The sequence below is a fragment of the Streptomyces sp. NPDC032822 genome (genome assembly GCF_055578825.1).
Genome location: NZ_JBVIOL010000001.1, coordinates 769,271 through 784,703 on the forward strand (window position 1 = coordinate 769,271; position 15,433 = coordinate 784,703).

13 protein-coding genes are annotated in these 15,433 nt (G+C 71.3%); 4 read left to right on the forward strand and 9 right to left on the reverse strand.

From position 1 onward, the window contains the following. Window positions 1-97 precede the first annotated feature (97 nt). Both ACZ5VD_RS03620 and ACZ5VD_RS03625 read right to left on the reverse strand, forming a co-directional pair. Window positions 98-2,035 carry an amylo-alpha-1,6-glucosidase gene (locus ACZ5VD_RS03620; protein WP_468680481.1) on the reverse strand — a complete coding sequence of 646 codons (1,938 nt, stop codon included), beginning with the start codon at window positions 2,033-2,035 and terminating at the stop codon, window positions 98-100. Continuing rightward, window positions 2,032-3,579, reverse strand: coding sequence for an MGH1-like glycoside hydrolase domain-containing protein (locus tag ACZ5VD_RS03625; RefSeq protein ID WP_468552806.1), 1,548 nt, complete (start codon window positions 3,577-3,579; stop codon window positions 2,032-2,034). Before ACZ5VD_RS03625 ends, ACZ5VD_RS03620 begins: the two co-directional genes overlap by 4 nt. Before the next feature lie 156 nt (window positions 3,580-3,735). Here ACZ5VD_RS03625 and ACZ5VD_RS03630 point away from each other — a divergent pair, with 156 nt between their 5' ends. The 3 genes from ACZ5VD_RS03630 to ACZ5VD_RS03640 all read left to right on the forward strand — a co-directional run bounded on the left by ACZ5VD_RS03630 (window position 3,736) and on the right by ACZ5VD_RS03640 (window position 8,448). Then, window positions 3,736-4,992 carry an ROK family protein gene (locus ACZ5VD_RS03630; RefSeq protein WP_468680484.1) on the forward strand — a complete coding sequence of 419 codons (1,257 nt, stop codon included), beginning with the start codon at window positions 3,736-3,738 and terminating at the stop codon, window positions 4,990-4,992. A 415-nt stretch (window positions 4,993-5,407) separates the two neighbouring features. Continuing rightward, entirely contained in the window at window positions 5,408-8,128 is a 2,721-nt protein-coding gene (gene ppdK / locus ACZ5VD_RS03635; protein WP_468680486.1) for a pyruvate, phosphate dikinase, read from the forward strand. Between the two features lie 197 nt (window positions 8,129-8,325). After that, window positions 8,326-8,448, forward strand: a complete 123-nt coding sequence (locus ACZ5VD_RS03640) for a hypothetical protein (protein ID WP_468680488.1) — start codon at window positions 8,326-8,328, stop codon at window positions 8,446-8,448. On the opposite strand, the gene ACZ5VD_RS03645 is transcribed toward ACZ5VD_RS03640, so the two are convergent. From ACZ5VD_RS03645 to ACZ5VD_RS03665, 5 genes are all read right to left on the reverse strand, one after another. Beyond that, a complete protein-coding gene (locus tag ACZ5VD_RS03645) occupies window positions 8,435-8,791 on the reverse strand; it encodes a hypothetical protein (protein WP_468552833.1) in 357 nt (118 codons plus the stop codon). The two genes, ACZ5VD_RS03640 and ACZ5VD_RS03645, sit on opposite strands and share 14 nt — an antisense overlap. Window positions 8,792-8,927: 136 nt before the next feature. Continuing rightward, window positions 8,928-9,605 (reverse strand): hypothetical protein, encoded by a 678-nt coding sequence (locus tag ACZ5VD_RS03650; RefSeq protein WP_468680490.1) that lies wholly within the window; start codon window positions 9,603-9,605, stop codon window positions 8,928-8,930. A gap of 49 nt (window positions 9,606-9,654) precedes the next feature. Then, window positions 9,655-9,999 (reverse strand): helix-turn-helix domain-containing protein, encoded by a 345-nt coding sequence (locus ACZ5VD_RS03655; protein ID WP_468552835.1) that lies wholly within the window; start codon window positions 9,997-9,999, stop codon window positions 9,655-9,657. Between the two features lie 163 nt (window positions 10,000-10,162). Further along, window positions 10,163-10,600 (reverse strand): DUF4333 domain-containing protein, encoded by a 438-nt coding sequence (locus tag ACZ5VD_RS03660; protein WP_468680493.1) that lies wholly within the window; start codon window positions 10,598-10,600, stop codon window positions 10,163-10,165. Window positions 10,601-11,244: 644 nt separating this feature from the next. Beyond that, window positions 11,245-11,709, reverse strand: a complete 465-nt coding sequence (locus tag ACZ5VD_RS03665) for an excalibur calcium-binding domain-containing protein (protein WP_468680954.1) — start codon at window positions 11,707-11,709, stop codon at window positions 11,245-11,247. Window positions 11,710-11,770: 61 nt separating this feature from the next. Here ACZ5VD_RS03665 and ACZ5VD_RS03670 point away from each other — a divergent pair, with 61 nt between their 5' ends. Further along, window positions 11,771-12,697, forward strand: coding sequence for an oxidoreductase (locus tag ACZ5VD_RS03670; RefSeq protein ID WP_468680494.1), 927 nt, complete (start codon window positions 11,771-11,773; stop codon window positions 12,695-12,697). Here the strand turns inward: ACZ5VD_RS03670 and ACZ5VD_RS03675 are convergent. Both ACZ5VD_RS03675 and ACZ5VD_RS03680 read right to left on the reverse strand, forming a co-directional pair. Then, the gene (locus tag ACZ5VD_RS03675) at window positions 12,676-14,658 is read right to left on the reverse strand and encodes a SulP family inorganic anion transporter (RefSeq protein WP_468680496.1); all 1,983 of its coding nucleotides are present in this window, start codon (window positions 14,656-14,658) and stop codon (window positions 12,676-12,678) included. The two genes, ACZ5VD_RS03670 and ACZ5VD_RS03675, sit on opposite strands and share 22 nt — an antisense overlap. 77 nt (window positions 14,659-14,735) lie before the next feature. Then, entirely contained in the window at window positions 14,736-15,344 is a 609-nt protein-coding gene (locus tag ACZ5VD_RS03680; RefSeq protein WP_468550864.1) for a carbonic anhydrase, read from the reverse strand. Window positions 15,345-15,433: the final 89 nt, after the last annotated feature.

Below are 15,433 nucleotides of genomic sequence, written 5' to 3' on the forward strand. Positions count from 1 at the left end.
CGGCTCCGTCCGGTGTTCAGCCGATTTGCCCAGTGCTCGGCAAACACCGGGCAAACGCCTCACCAACCGGCCCGGCGCCGGCCCGGTCGGACCGACCCTACGCGCCGCCGACCGCCGTCAGCAGCGCCAACGGCGCCGCCGCCGACCGCGACTCCCGCACACACGCGTGCGGATACGGCACCGGCTCCGCGTGCGTGTCCCGGCCGTAGCCCGCGATCACCTCCGGCAGCCGGTGCCCGGTCGCCGTCGCCGCGTCGACCAGACCGTGCGCGACCGTACGGGCCTCGTCGTGCAGTCCGTAGCGGGCCAGGCCCAGCGTGATCAGCGCGTTGTCGTGGGGCCACACCGAACCGCGGTGGTACGACAGCGGGTGGTACGCCGGCTGCCCGGCCGCCAGGGTGCGCACGCCCCACCCGGAGAAGAAGTCCGGTTCGAGGAGCCGCCGCCCGACGGCCTCGCCGTACTCCTTGTCCAGCAGCCCCGACCACAGCAGATGCCCGGCGTCCGACGCCAGCGCGTCCACCTGGCGGCCCTCGCCGTCCAGCGCGAGGGCGGGGAAGGAGCGTTCCCGCATCCAGAAGTCCCGCTGGAAACGGTCCCGCAGATCGGCGGCGGCCTGCTCCAGGAGGGCCGCGTACGTCTGGTCGTCCCACGCCGTGCGGGCCAGCCAGGCGGTGCGGCGCAGCGCGTCGTACGCGTACCCCTGGGCGCCCGCCGCCATCACCGCGCCGCTCGCGCGGGTGCCGTCGGCCGAGCAGATCGCGCCGGGGGAGTCCTTCCAGTTCTGGTTGGCGAGGCCGCCCTGGTCGGCGCGGTAGACCAGATAGCCGCGCGAGGTCAGGCCGCCGTGGTCCAGCATCCAGCCGATCGCCGCCCGCGCGTTCGGCTCCAGCCGCCGGGCCAGAGCGGTGTCCCCGGTGTGCTCGGCATACGCGCCGAGCAGCACCAGGAACAGCGGGGTGGCGTCCACCGAGCCGTAGTACCGGCCGTACGGCACCTGCCCGAAGTGCGCCAGCTCGCCGTGCCGCACCTCGTGCACGATCTTGCCGGGCTGGGCGACCGACTCCGGGCCGACGTCCGTCGCCTGGGCCGCGGCCAGCGCCAGCAGCGTGGCGGCGGCCGGGCGGGGCCGGTACGGCAGCGCGAACAGGGAGGTCAGCAGGGCGTCCCGGCCCAGCAGGGTGAGGAACCAGGGGGCGCCGGCCGCCGGCACCTTCAGCTCCTCACCGTCGGGACCGGTCGCCGGTACCTGGAGCGAGGCCAGGTCCGCGAGCCCGCGCGCACAGGCCGCGGCCAGCTCCGGCCAGCCGGTCGGGAAGGCCACGCCCTCCACGAACTCGCCCTCCAGTGCCAGGAGTTGTTCGTTCAGTGCGGCGGGGGAGCGCGGCACTCGCAGGGCCCGCCTGTCGCCGTGCGGCCGGGCCATCACACGCAGGGTCAGCTCGGCCGTGCCGTGCGGTTCCAGATCCAGGGACCAGACGAGGCGCCGGGCGCCGGTGCCGGTCTCCTCGACGCCGTCCGGGGCGGGCTCGGCCGACACCGTCGTACAGGAGTGCCACTCGCCGCGCCGGTAGCCGAACTCCACGCCGTCGTCGAGGACCTGACGGGAGCGGGTGGCTCCCCGCTTGGCGTAGGTGCGGTGGTCGGAGCGGAGTTCGAACTGGTCGGTGAAGTCGGCGTCCGCGGTCATCGCGAGCCGGACCGTCGTCCGCTCGGGACGGTTGCTGGTCACGCGCAGGGACTCGACGAACGCGCCGTCACCGACGGCCTGTTCACGGAAGAGCGTGTACGCGGGCGGCTCCTGGCGACCGCCGCGCGGCACCAGCACACACCGCGCGGTGTCCCCGTCGGCGACCGGCGACAGGGCCTCGGGCACCGCGCCGTCGACGGTGAGCTGCCACCGGCTCAGATGCCGGGCGTCCCGCACGAATAACCCGTCCGGGGAACTGCCGCCCCGTACGCCGCTGATGTCCCCGCCGTCGCCCACGGCAGCGAACGTCCCGCCGTGCACGAGCAGATGATGCCGGTCCGTCATCCCCGGTCCCCTCCCCTGTCTCCCTTGTCACTCATCCCGAACGTCCTCAGGCCGGTGGCGGACACGTCGTGCCCGTCGTGTCCCGGGCCGGTGTGCAGCAGGTCGAGCGTGAGCGCGGCGGTCCAGCTGAAGCCGGTCGCCCCGCAGGCCTCGCCGGTGAACGGATCGACGTACTCCGCGAAGTCGGACGTGTCGGCGGTGTCCAGGACGGCCTGGCGCAGGGCGTCGGCCCGCCCCTGCTCACCGTGCGTGCGCAGCCCGCGCTCCACCAGCCAGGCGGTGTTGAACCAGGCCGGGCCGCGCCAGTAGCGGTGCGGGTCGAAGGCCTCGCCGAGCAGGTCGTAGCTCGGGACCAGCCGGGTCGAGTCGCCGACCCCGAAGTGGCCGCCGCCCAGGGTGCGCAGCAGCGCGTCCGTGATCTCCCTCGGCAGCCCGGGCAGCAGCAGCGGCACGATCCCGGAGACACCGCGCTCCCGGATCAACTCCCCGCCCGGGCCCCCGCCCCGCACGTCCCGGCAGAAGAACATCCCCTCCGCCGGGTCCCACAGCCGCTCGACGAGGGCCGCCGTGAGCCGCTCAGCGCGCGCGTGCCGGGCCGTTCCGGTGGCGCCCAACTCCCGTGCGATCCGGGCGAGTGCGTGCTCGGAGGCGATGAGCAGGGCGTTGAACGCCGGATCCTCGACGGCGAACTCGCCCGCCCGGCGCCCACCGCCGCCCTCGACCGAGGCCCCGCGGGTCGCCCCCGGCTGTGCCCCGTCGGCGTATCCGCCGTCCCGGTAGTCCGTCGCCAGCCGCACGTACCGCCCGTAGTCGAGATCCGTCGGCCGGTCCTCGGCCGCCCCGTGGTCGAGGTCGGCACGGCGGAAGGAGCGGGCCGGGGCCGGGGTGATCCTGCTCAACGGGGCGTCCCAGCAGGGGCTGTTGTCCATGCCCTGTTCCCAGGGGTGCACGACGGACGCCAGCGACCCCCCGCCCAGATCCCGCCGGTGCAGCAGATAGCGGTGCCAGGCCGCGAGCCGGGGATACATCCGGGCGAGGAAGCCGCGCGCCCGCGACAGCCCCGGGTCGGCAAGGTGCACCAGCCACGCGGCCAGCGCGTGCACCGGTGGCTGCACGATGCCCGAGGTCTGTACGGTGCGCGGGGCGCCCGCAGCGCGCCCCGCGGTCGAGGAGCGCCAGAAGTCGGGGCTCGGGAAGTACGCGTCGAGCGGGACGGAGGGGTTGAAGACGATGTGCGGGATCCGCCCGTCACCCCACTGGGCGCCGAGCAGCGTCTCCAGCTCCGTCTGCGCCCTGAGCGGCGACAGGTGGCGCAGGCCGATCGCGATGAACGCCGAGTCCCAGGACCACTGGTGCGGGTACAGGCCGTGCGAGGGCACCGTGGAGGAGCCGGTCCAGTTGCCTTCCAGGACCCGGGCGGCCCTGAGGTGCAGGGAGCGTGTCGGGGACGCCGAATGTGTCGTGACCGCCGGATCGTATGCAATGGCGGAGTCCGCCGGGCGGCCGACGACCGGACGGGCGATGAGCTGGGCAGTGCGATCCACTCGGGGCTCCCCGAAGACGACAGGGCCGACCGGTTAGGCAGCGACCATCCTAGAGTTACGTCTATTTAACACGCAAAACTCAATATGTAATGCAAGCTTGAGAAACACAAGGGGGTGCGCATGACCGGGCGAGGCCGGACGACGGGACGAAGTCGGATGACGGGACGGGGCCAGATCGGCGCCGGAGATCTGCTCGAACTGGTGCGCAGTGGCCGCGCCACCACCCGTGGCGCCCTCCAGCAGGCCACCGGACTCTCCCGTGCCACCGTCGGCCAGCGCCTGGACCGCCTCTTCCGAGCGGGCTGGCTGCGCGAGGGCGCCGGCGGCCCGGTCGACTCACCGCTCGGCGGCCGTCCCTCCATCACGCTGGAGTTCGACGACGCCCACGCGGTCGTCCTCTCCGCCGACCTGGACACCCGCCACGCGCGGGCCGCCGTCCTGTCCCTCGCCGGCGAGATCCTCGCCGAGCACTCCGGCATCCTGGTCATCGAGGACGGCCCCGACGCCGTACTCGGCGAACTCGGCCGCTGGTTCGCCGAACTCCTGGAGAAGGCCGGCCGCCGGGCGGGCGAGGTCTGCGGCATCGGCCTCGCGGTGCCCGGCCCGGTCGACATCGAGGCCGGCCGGGTCGTCCAGCCGCCGATCATGCCGGGCTGGGACGGCTACGACATCGGAGGCCGCCTCGCGAGAGCCTTCGCCGAGCACACGGACGCGGGCGCGGCAGCCGCCCCGGCCTCAGCCCTCATCCCGGCCCCCGTCTCTGTAGCCCTCCCCGTCCCGGTCCTGGTCGACAACGACGCGAACCTCATGGCGTACGGCGAGCAGCGCACCGGACACCCGGACTGCTCGGCCTTCGTCCTCGTCAAGGTGTCGACCGGCATCGGCGCCGGGGTCGTGGTCGACGGCTCGGTCTACCGGGGCATCGACGGCGGCGCCGGCGACCTCGGCCACATCCGGGTCCCGGCCGGCGCCGACGCGCTGTGCCGCTGTGGTTCCTACGGCTGTCTCGCCGCCGTCGCGAGCGGCGGTGCCGTGGCGCGGCGGCTGGCGGAGGCCGGGGTGCCGGCGGCGTCCGGCTCGGACGTACGGGACCTGCTGGCCTCCGGGCATCCGGAGGCGGCGGCGTTCGCGCGGGACGCGGGCCGGCAGGTCGGGGACGTCCTGGCGACCGTCGTCACCCTCCTCAACCCCGGTGTTCTGATGATCGCGGGGGATCTGGCCGGGACCCCCTTCCTCACGGGCGTGCGCGAGCTGCTGTACCAGCGGGCGCTGCCGCGCTCCACCGCTCATCTGGACGTGGTCACCTCACGGCTCGGCGAGCGGGCGGGCCTCATCGGAGCGGGCGCGATGGTGGTGGAGCACCTGTACGCGCCGGAGCGGGTGGAGGAGCGGTTGGCGGGGCTGGGGGTGTGACCACGGTGTTTCGACGCGGGGTCCGGTCCGGAACGGCGTCCGCATGGTGAAATCCCGGCGTCTGTGACAGCGTGATTATCGCCACCCTTGATAAGGGTTGCGCTCAGATGAGCGTCTTGTGATCGACTGCACTTCTCCAAGGGGTGGCACTGAGTGCCACCCCTTGATCGTTCATCGATCGAAAACAGATGGGCTCACAGGCGCTCCGATGAGCGAATTTCTGCAGTGTGAGCGCGCTTGCGTTCAAGAAGTGAAAGCATCGACCTGTCTCCGCTTGCCACGCTGTGACTTTCGATCCGGTGGCGGGCGAGTGGTTACAGGCGTATGACGCACAAGTGGACGTACCCAGAAGCCTTCGATCTGGGTATGTTCCTGGCCGTCAGGGCAGCCACCGCGTCCCGAGGAGTCGAGACCCGTGTCGGAAAACAATGATCCCCACGTAGCGAAGTTCGTTTACGACTTCACTGAGGGCAACAAGGACCTCAAGGACCTCCTGGGTGGCAAGGGCGCCAACCTCGCCGAGATGACCAACCTGGGCCTTCCGGTGCCTCCGGGCTTCACCATCACCACCGAGGCCTGCAAGGTCTACCTCGACAGCGGCGCGGAGCCGGCGGCACTGCGTGACGAGGTGAGTGCGCACCTCGACGCGCTGGAGCGGCGCATGGGCAAGAAGCTCGGCCAGGCCGACGACCCGCTGCTGGTCTCGGTCCGCTCCGGCGCCAAGTTCTCGATGCCCGGGATGATGGACACGGTCCTCAACATCGGCCTCTCCGACAAGTCGGTCCAGGGCCTGGCCAAGCAGGCCGGCGACGACCGCTTCGCGTGGGACTCCTACCGCCGCCTCATCCAGATGTTCGGCAAGACGGTCCTCGGCGTCGACGGCGAGCTCTTCGAGGACGCCCTGGAGGCGGCGAAGACCGCCAAGAAGGTCACGGTCGACACCGAGCTGGAGGCGGCGGACCTCAAGAAGCTCGTCACCAGGTTCAAGAAGATCGTCAAGACCGAGGCCGGCCGGGACTTCCCGCAGGACGCGCGTGAGCAGATGGACCTCGCCATCCACGCGGTCTTCGACTCCTGGAACACCGACCGCGCCAAGCTCTACCGCCGCCAGGAGCGCATCCCCGGCGACCTCGGCACGGCCGTCAACGTCTGCTCCATGGTCTTCGGCAACCTGGGACCCGACTCGGGCACCGGCGTCGCCTTCACCCGCGACCCCGCCTCCGGCCACCAGGGCGTCTACGGCGACTACCTCCAGAACGCCCAGGGCGAGGACGTCGTCGCGGGCATCCGCAACACGGTCCCGCTGGCCGAGCTGGAGACGATCGACAAGAAGTCGTACGACCAGCTGATGCAGATCATGAACACGCTGGAGAACCACTACAAGGACCTCTGCGACATCGAGTTCACCATCGAGCGCGGTCAGCTGTGGATGCTCCAGACGCGGGTCGGCAAGCGGACGGCGGGTGCGGCCTTCCGTATCGCGACGCAACTCGTCGACCAGGGCCTCATCGACGAGGCGGAGGCGCTCCAGCGCGTGACCGGCGCCCAGCTGGCCCAGCTGATGTTCCCGCGCTTCGACGAGGACACGAAGGTGGAGAAGGTCGGCCGGGGCATCGCGGCGTCGCCGGGTGCGGCGGTCGGCAAGGCGGTCTTCGACTCGTACACCGCGGTGAAGTGGTCGCGTTCGGGCGAGAAGGTCATCCTCGTCCGCCGCGAGACCAACCCCGACGACCTCGACGGCATGATCGCGGCCGAGGGCATCCTGACCTCGCGCGGCGGCAAGACGTCCCACGCGGCGGTCGTGGCCCGGGGCATGGGCAAGACGTGTGTGTGCGGCGCGGAGGAGCTGGAGGTCGACACCAAGCGCCGCAGGATGACGGTCCCGGGCGGACACGTCGTCGAGGAAGGCGACCTGATCTCCATCGACGGGTCGAGCGGCAAGGTCTACCTGGGCGAGGTCCCGGTCGTGCCCTCCCCGGTCGTGGAGTACTTCGAGGGCCGGATGCACGCGGGCGCCCACGACGCCGACGAACTGGTCGAGGCGGTCCACCGGATCATGGCCTTCGCGGACCGCAAGCGCCGGCTCCGGGTCCGCGCCAACGCGGACAACGCCGAGGACGCGCTGCGCGCCCGTCGCTTCGGCGCCCAGGGCATCGGTCTGTGCCGGACCGAGCACATGTTCCTCGGCGACCGGCGCGAGCTGGTCGAACGCCTCATCCTGGCGGACACCGAGGTGGAGCGCGAGGAGTCCCTGAAGGCACTGCTCCCGCTCCAGAAGCAGGACTTCGTCGAACTCTTCTCGGCGATGGACGGCCTCCCGGTGACGGTTCGTCTCCTGGACCCCCCGCTGCACGAGTTCCTCCCGGACATCACGGAACTCTCGGTCCGCGTGGCCCTGGCGGAGTCCCGCCAGGAGCCCCACGAGAACGAACTCCGCCTCCTCCAGGCCGTCCACCGCCTGCACGAGCAGAACCCGATGCTGGGCCTGCGGGGCGTCCGCCTGGGCCTGGTCATCCCCGGCCTGTTCACCATGCAGGTACGGGCCATCGCGGAAGCCGCGGCCGAGCGCAAGACGGCGAAGGGCGACCCGCGCGCGGAGATCATGATCCCGCTCGTCGGCACGGTCCAGGAGCTGGAGATCGTCCGCGAGGAGGCCGACGAGGTCATCGCGGAGGTGGAGGCGGCCACGGGCGTTCAGCTGAAGCTCTCCATCGGCACGATGATCGAACTGCCGCGCGCCGCGCTGACCGCCGGTCAGATCGCCGAGGCGGCCGAGTTCTTCTCCTTCGGCACGAACGACCTGACCCAGACGGTGTGGGGCTTCAGCCGCGACGACGTGGAGGCCTCGTTCTTCACCGCCTACCTGGAGAAGGGCATCTTCGGAGTCTCCCCCTTCGAGACGATCGACCGCGACGGCGTCGGCTCCCTGGTCAAGCTGGCCGCGGAGGCCGGCCGCGCCACCCGCCCCGACCTCAAACTCGGCGTCTGCGGCGAACACGGCGGCGACCCGGAGTCCGTCCACTTCTTCCACGAGGTCGGCCTGGACTACGTCTCCTGCTCGCCCTTCCGGATCCCGGTGGCCCGCCTGGAGGCCGGCCGCGCGGCATCACAGTCGACGGGCAGCGACCACCGATAACACCGCTGGGGCTTCCCTACGGCCCCTGCCGAACTCCGGGACCGCGGCTCGTCCCCGACCGACCCTCACCGATGGGCGGCGGTCCCGGATCACGAGGAGAGGGCGGCACCCTGTGCGGGGGTGCCGCCCTTTCGGGCATCATCTGCGGAGACTGTGAAGCTACGTCGCTGACCAGGCGAAATGGCATGGTCCTGGTCATGCCGTACGCCTGGGTCGCGACCGTGACACGCAGCCGGCTCGGCACCATCGGCGGGCTCGTCGGCGTGGTCGCGTTCACCCGGATCGTCGTGCACGCCTGGCGGCGCCTTACGAAGGCGTGATCCCCGCCTGCCGCTGCTCCCGCACACGCCGCCTCATGGCCGCACCTTGAGTGGCGAACGCGAACAGGAATGGGATCGCGGCGGCGATCCCGGCCCAGAGAATGAGAATGAGGTAACCGTAGGCAGGGTTCCGAGTAGTGTCCGCGTTCGCCTGTACAAGGAGGACAACGCTCATCACGAACGCAGCCACCATGAAGACCGCGGTGATGACTGCGAGCCAGATGAGAACGCTGGCCCATCGCCGGTAGCCGGCGCTGACCGGCCGGGCTTGCGGTGGCGCGTACGCCCACCAGGGCGCACCGGGCATCTGGGCCGGGTGAGGGGCTGGCTGCTGTTCAGACATGGGGCTCATTCCTACTGTGCGCGGCCCCGAAACACCACCCTCACCGGGTGTCGAACAGGGCCTCGATCCACTGACGGACACTGCGAGGCGGCCGTGCCCTCGGCGAGGGACGGAATCGGCGGCGCGACCGACCGGTTCACTTCTTCCTGTCGTCCCACGAGTCGACGCCGAAGGTGCGCAGCAGGACGACCAGCGTGGCCCCGAGCCGCCAGTCCAATCCCGGCGCGTGCACATGCAGCTTGTCGCCGCGGGATCTGAACTCCAGCGGCAACTGCCCACCCGCGCGCCACCTGATGCGCCGGGGGCAGCGCGCGGCACCACCCACGCCGGGGGAACTGTCGAAAACGCTGAACACGGTGATCAGCACCATCATGGGCAACAAGAGCCACCACATGCACCACCAGAAGATCCGGCCCTTGAAGCCCACCATCTCAGGGCCGCCGGGCTGACTCACGGTCCAGCGGGTGCGCAGTCCCCGGCCACGGAGCGCCTTCTCGCGCACGAGCGTGCCGATGAGCTCGCCGTGCGCACCGAGCGCCTGAAACGTCGCGACACCGCCGGTCGCTGACAGGGTCAACAAGGTGGCCACCCGCTCCCGGCGGTGCTCGTCGGCCCACAGGACGAAGGAGCGAGCGCCGCTGCTGCGGGCCGCGAGGTATACGGGTATGCCGCCCGGCGGCAGCTCGCGCTCCACGTACGCGACCACCCGGGCCGGTCCCGATCCGTCGGAGAAGTCGACCAGGTCCTTGACCGGTTCCGGAGGGCCGTCGTGGACTCTTTCCCGGGAGACCCTCATGGTCAGTACATTGCTCACCCGACGTGCTCCTTCGTGCTGGGGCAGGTGCGGCTTCAGTCGCGCCCACTCAACGTCTGTCAGATTTTCCGCGGGTTGCCGAACGACGATGTGCTCCCTGCTCCCCGTCCCACCCGTGCGCCAGGGTGCCGTGCTCCAACTCCCGTACGAGACGCTCCCCTTGCGCAGGGCTCAAAAGCTCCACGCACATCGGCCCCTTCGACCGCAGTGCCTCCGCCCCGCCCTCGCGCCACGTCCTGCGCCACTTCTCCACCTGGCGCTCCCCGCCCCGAAGCTCACGCGCGATGTCCCTGGTCTTCTCCCCGCGCGCGAACCGCTGCGCGGCCTCCGGCCTCAGCCGCTCACGAGCCGCCTGCTTCCTCGGTGTCGGCCCGCCGCCCTGCGCGTAGCTCATCCCTCCGGCATACGGCGACGATCACGAAACGTCAGATCCCCACCCCCCACTACGAGTTCGACCGCAGTGGCGGCAGCCACGCAATGCCGCCTGGCCACTGCGAAAGGACCGGATCTCCGACCTTGGTCTTTCGTTTCGCCAACGGGTCGCGCGGGCTCTGCGTCTACTCGACGCTGTCGTCGACCTTGAGGTTGTAATAGACCTGCTTGCCGTTGACCGAGGTGACAGTGACGATGACGCTGAAGGTGTCACTGGCGGTAGTGACCTGGCAGCGGATCGTGGCGCCGACCCGGGCCGGTAGGTGCCCAGGACAGGTGACCATTTTGGGACGCTTGCCGGTGTCCGAGGCGATCTTGTCGGAGATCGTCAGCGCGACTCTGGCCTTGTGGACGGCCCCGCCCTCGTTGACGCCCGTGTTCTCGGGCTCCGTGGGGTCGTCACCGGCCGGCTGCTCCTCGGCTGTCGGCTGTTTCTCGGCCGTCGGCTGCTCCTCGACAGCGGCTGCGTCCTCGCTGGCCGTCGCCGCATTCTTCTTTTCCGCGTCGCCCATGCTGAAGGAGCATCCGGTGGCGAGAAGCACCGTCAGTGTGCCCAGTGCCACCGCGGTTGCCATCCTCTTGTTACGCCCCGTGTGCCGCACTATGTCCCCCTGTTTGTGAACGATGAGAAAAAGATCAGGAATACGCAATCGACTGAATCGGGTGTGCGCATAAGTGGTTGAGGTGGACTGTCGCGTGATCGACGCCCTCTGCTCCGCCGAGGCGACCCCCTCGACGTCACACTAGCCAGGCCCGGTCGCTGGGTGTGCCGGTCGTTTGCCCCACAAGGAACGGCCGCTGCACACACGGGAGTACGCGCAGGGTGCAGCTCTTCTGCGGGAGCTTTGACCTGCGGGGTCGCTGACCGCGGGGTGTTTGCTCGATCCTCGACATCGGACGGCGGGACGCTTCGGCGCCCGGGTCCGGGGCCAGTTCGTGTGCGACGAGGTGGAAGCCGGGCTGCGGCTGGAACTTTTTCACTCGGCGGCCTCGCCGGTCGCCGGCTCCACCACGATCACAGTCACACGGGCGCCCGCCGGAAGCCGGTGCGGCTTGCGCCGCCGCCCATTGAGCCCCGAGCCGACCCCGGGCACCACTTCCGCGACCGGCGGGCCGAGCCCGGTAGGCCCCTGAGGTGTTGCGTGGGAAGGGGCGGCACCCGGTCGACCTGGGCCGTTGGGAGCCGCCCCTCGTGAAACCGGGTCGGTCAGTGGGCGTTGCGGCGTCTGCGGGAGGCGCGCGCGATGGCTCCGCCGGCCAGGGGGATCGTCGCGCCGCCCGCCGCGAGGTACGGGGTGGTGCCGGTGCCGCCGGTTTCGGCCAGGTCGGGGGTCCTCCGGCCGGTGGTGCCTGCGGTGGCCGTGTCGGTGTCGGTGTCCTTGTCCGTCGCCGGGACGAAGTCCGCCGGTGGGCTGTCGCAGCCGATGCCGTCCTGGTCGCGGTCCAGGTGGTCGCCGTAGTGCTCGTCGCCCTGCGCGATGTTGGCGTAGCCGTTCTCGTACGCCTCGGTGCAGTTGGCGAACGGGTGGGTGCCGTCATGGGCCGCGGCGTCGGTCGGCAGGGCGGCCAGGGCCAGGGCCGGGGTGGTGACGGTCGCGGCGGCGGGCTCGCGGAACGGGTCCCTTGCCGGCGGAAGGGGTCCCTCTTCTCCCGGACGGCCCTCCCGGACGATTACGCCGGGCGCCCTCCGCTCGTAGGCTGACCCCCCACCCGTCAGCGGAGGGAGGTCGGCCATGGCCGGCTGGACCGAGAACGACATCCCCGATCAGGGCGGCCGTATCGCCGTCGTCACCGGGGCCAACAGCGGTATCGGGTACGTGGCCGCAAGGGAGTTGGCCCGCAAGGGCGCCCGGGTGGTGCTCGCCTGCCGGAGCGAGGCGCGCGGCGGCGAGGCCGCGGACCGACTCGCCGCCGAAGTCCCGGGCGCGGAGCTGGAGTTCCTGCGGCTGGACCTGGGCGACCTGTCCTCCGTACGGCAGTTCGCGGAGGCGTTCTCGTACAACCGGCTCGATCTGCTCGTGAACAACGCGGGCGTGATGGCCCTGCCGTACGGGACGACCGCGGACGGGTTCGAGACGCAGTTCGGCGTCAACCACCTCGGGCACTTCGCGCTCACCGGCCTGCTGCTGCCCACCCTGCTCGCCACCCCCGGCGCGCGTGTGGTGACGCTCTCCAGCTTCGCCCACGCGATGGCCAACATCGACCTCACCGACCTCAACAGCGAGCACCGGTACCGGCGTTGGGCCGCCTACGCCCGCTCCAAGAGCGCCAACCTGCTCTTCACGCACGAACTGGCACGTCGGCTCGCGGCGCATGGCGCGGACGTCGTCGCGGCGGCGGCGCACCCCGGGTACGCCGCGACCAACCTCCAGACCGCGGGCGCCCGGATGTCCGGCCGCCGGGCCAGCGAGCGCTTCATGGAGGTCGGCAACCGCTTCTTCGCCCAGTCCGCCGAGGCGGGCGCCCGGCCCACCCTGTACGCCGCGACCGCGCCCGACGTACGTCCCGACTCCTTCACCGGACCGTCCTTCGCGATGTGGCGCGGGGCGCCCGCCCCCTCGCGGCGGGCGCCCTGGACCCTCGACGACCGGGCGAGCGCCCTGCTGTGGGCGGAGTCGGAGCGGCTCACCGGGGTCGGTTACGGGGACCTGAAGGCGTAGTCCGAGGAGGGGTCGCCCCAGGTGTGCTCCGGAGTGCCGTACGGGGTGGGGGCCGGGGCGTACTCCTCCGTGTACCGCTGCGCGAAGTCCTCCGGCATCGGCCTGGAGTCCAGGTAGAACCACTCGGCGGTGGGGCCCGGGGCGGCGGAGGCGGCGGCGGGTACCGGGGTCTCCGGGCGGAAGGGCGCGGGGTGTTCGGGAGCCGCGGGAGTCGCGGCAGCCGTGGGGGTCGGTCCCACGCCCGCCGCGGCGCCGCGTGCCGGGCCCGGCATCAGGAGCTCCACCCGCAGGCCCTTGCCACGTTGCTGGGCGGTGAACTCCTCCACCTGGCTGCGACAGGCGTGGTCGAGATGGGTCACCCCGGTGAGGTCCAGCCGGATCCGCGGCCGGCCCGCCTCGGCGGCGGACTCCAGCGCCTCGATGACCTGGGGCAGGCGCAGGAACGTCGCGTTTCCGGCCATGACGACCTTCGCGGTGTCGTCCTCGACGTGCTGCTGGATGACCGTCTGCGACATGCGCACCGCGGCCAGCACGATGCCCGCCGCGAGGCCGATGAGGACACCCTCCAGGAGGGCCGTCGCGACGATGACCAGGGTGGTGACCGTCATGACCGCGAACTCGCCCCGGTCCTGCCGCCACATCTTCGGGAACTCCTCGGGCGCGAAGAGCTTCCAGCCGCTGTGGACCAGGACGCCCGCCAGGACCGAGATCGGGATCAGGGCCAGTACCTGGGGGAGCAGGAGCGCGAACGCCAGCAGCCACAGACCGTGCAGGGTGCGTGAGAGCCGGGTCTTCGCGCCCGCCTGGACGTTCGCCGAACTGCGGGCCACCACCGCCGTGATGGGCAGCGCGCCGACGAGGCCGGCGAGCGTGTTGCCGGCGCCCTGGGCGATCAGCTCGGGGTTGTAGCGGGTGCGTGGACCGTCGTGCATACGGTCCACCGCGGCCGCCGTGAACAGGGACTCCGCCGAGGCGATCACCGTGAAGGTCAGGATCGCGGTGATGATCCCGGCGTCCGCCAGGCCCGCGAACTGCTCCCCGCCCGGTACGTCGACGGAGGCCAGCAGATTGCCCACCTGGAGGGTCTTCACGTCCACGCCGGGCAGCGCGGCGACCGCGATGCCGATGCCGACGGCGACCAGGGCCGCCGGGACCTTCCTCACCGGACCCGGCACCTTCTTCCAGAGGAAGCTCAGGACGACCGTGACGATGCCGAGACCGGCCGCGATCATCGTCTGCGGATCGGCCACGGTGTCCGCGAGCAGGCCGGGGATTCCGGCCATGTTCTCCAGCGGGGTGCCGGGCGCCTTCGCGTCGGCCACCGGGTACGCCTGGCTGAACATCAGCGGGAGGCCGATGCCCGCGAGCATGCCCTGCACGACAGCCAGGGAGATCGCCTGGAAGAACCGGCCGAGCTTGACCAGGCCGAGGACGATCTGGAGGAGGCCGGAGAAGAGGACGATCACGCCCAGCATGGCCACGCCGTACTCCAGCACGGTCTCCGCGACCAGCGCGGCGAGACCGGCGGCCGGGCCGCTGACCTGGAGCGTGCTGCCGCGGGCCGCGCCCACCACGAGGCCGCCGATGACGCCCGAGATGATGCCCAGCTCGGCCGGGACACCGGAGGCGACGGCGACCCCGATACAGAGCGGGAGGGCGACCAGGAAGACGACGAGGGACGCGGTGATCTCGGTGGCCAGGTCGCGCTTCGGGGCGCCGGAAGCGCCGGGGGCGGCTTTGGGGGAGGCCTTGGTGAAGACGCCGGAGGCCTTGCCGAAGGGCGAAGTCCTGGCGGGGGCAGGGACCTTGGGGGCGACGCTGGGCCTGGGGGGCGCGCCGCTCTCAGGAACGCCGGGGGCGCCTGGGGTGGCGGGGGCGCCGGGGGCGACCGGATCGGCCAGGGCGACCGGATCGGCCGGGTCGGACAGGAAGGCGGCGTCCATGAAGGAGGTGTTCGACATGAACGAGTCCTCCGGCGAGAAGCCGCGTCCCCCTCCCTCCGGACCCCGTGCCCGGGCGTGCCGCGCGTGCGTACCGCTCATGCCGCGTGCACCCGGAACAGGCCGTCCTCGTCCAGTTCGTGCACCTGGCCGGTGTCCACCTCGTAGTACCAGCCGTGCAGACGCAGTCGGCCTGCGTCGAGACGCCGTCGGGCCGTCGGGTAGTTCCGCAGCAGGGCAAGCTGGTTGACGACGTTCAGCTGGGCGGTGTCCGGCAGCGAGGGGTCCTCCTCCGCGCCGCCGTCCAGCACGGATGCGAGCCTGGGGCGGGCCAGTTGCAGCCAGGCGTCCACACCGGGCAGGGCGGACAGGTCGTCGCCGGACTTGAGGGCGCCCATCGCGCCGCAGTGGGAATGACCACACACCACGATGTCCTGAACGCCGAGCACCTCCAGCGCGTACTCGATGGTGGCCGCCTCCCCCGAGGCGCCCTGTCGGCCGTGCGGCGGAACGATATTGCCCGCGTTGCGCAGCTCGAATATCTCACCGGGCCGCGCGCCGGTGATCAGGGCGGGTATCACCCGTGAGTCGGAGCAGGTGATGAATAGCGCCTCGGGGTATTGGCCCTCGGCCAGCCTCCGGTATTCGCCGCTTTCGCATTCGACCCGTCGACTGAACGAGCGGGCGCTGTCCAGCAATGCCTTCACGGTTCCTCCCGGTGAGGGTTCCTCGGTAGGTAACACCTGGTCAGAGGTTGTTGTCGACCAGTTCTCCAGAACCGTAGAGGAGCGTCTGC

Excerpts from the sequence above, each read along its gene's own strand:
- ACZ5VD_RS03620 (WP_468680481.1), bottom strand. The coding sequence starts at position 2,035 with ATGACGGACCGGCATCATCTGCTCGTGCACGGCGGGACGTTCGCTGCC.
- ACZ5VD_RS03630 (WP_468680484.1), top strand. The coding sequence starts at position 3,736 with ATGACGGGACGGGGCCAGATCGGCGCCGGAGATCTGCTCGAACTGGTG.
- ACZ5VD_RS03640 (WP_468680488.1), top strand. The coding sequence starts at position 8,326 with ATGCCGTACGCCTGGGTCGCGACCGTGACACGCAGCCGGCTCGGCACC.
- ACZ5VD_RS03645 (WP_468552833.1), bottom strand. The coding sequence starts at position 8,791 with ATGTCTGAACAGCAGCCAGCCCCTCACCCGGCCCAGATGCCCGGTGCG.
- ACZ5VD_RS03655 (WP_468552835.1), bottom strand. The coding sequence starts at position 9,999 with ATGAGCTACGCGCAGGGCGGCGGGCCGACACCGAGGAAGCAGGCGGCT.
- ACZ5VD_RS03670 (WP_468680494.1), top strand. The coding sequence starts at position 11,771 with ATGGCCGGCTGGACCGAGAACGACATCCCCGATCAGGGCGGCCGTATC.
- ACZ5VD_RS03675 (WP_468680496.1), bottom strand. The coding sequence starts at position 14,658 with ATGTCGAACACCTCCTTCATGGACGCCGCCTTCCTGTCCGACCCGGCC.